The organism is Corallococcus sp. AB030, assembly GCF_003668965.1.
Taxonomy (GTDB): domain Bacteria; phylum Myxococcota; class Myxococcia; order Myxococcales; family Myxococcaceae; genus Corallococcus; species Corallococcus exiguus.
On sequence record NZ_RAWQ01000523.1, the window covers coordinates 1 to 408 of the forward strand.

The 408-nt window shown below is 60.3% G+C and carries 1 protein-coding gene; it reads left to right on the plus strand.

All coding sequences use genetic code 11. From position 1 onward, the window contains the following. Positions 1-408, plus strand: a 408-nt coding sequence (locus D7Y15_RS43890) for a helicase-related protein (protein WP_255430456.1), incomplete at both ends; no start/stop codon positions are given.

Genomic DNA, 408 nt, shown 5'->3' on the forward strand with positions numbered 1-408 from the left:
CGCAGGTGCCCGAGGTTTCCTACGTGGTTGCCAATGGGCAGATGGCGCCGGGCGAGCTCGACGACATCATGAATGCCTTCTACGACGGTAAGTTTGACGTCTTGGTCTCAACGACAATCGTGGAATCGGGGCTTGACATCCCCAATGCCAATACATTGATCGTGCACCGCGCTGACAATTTCGGCCTCGCACAATTGTACCAGATCCGTGGCCGCATTGGCCGGGCAAAGGCGCGGGCCTACGCCCTGTTCACGGTGCCTGCGGACAAGAAGCTGACGGACACGGCTGAACGCCGGCTGGGGGTGTTGCAGTCGCTGGAATCACTGGGCGCAGGATTCCAGCTAGCGAGCCACGATCTCGATATTCGCGGTGCCGGCAATCTGTTGGGCGACGAGCAGTCCGGCAACA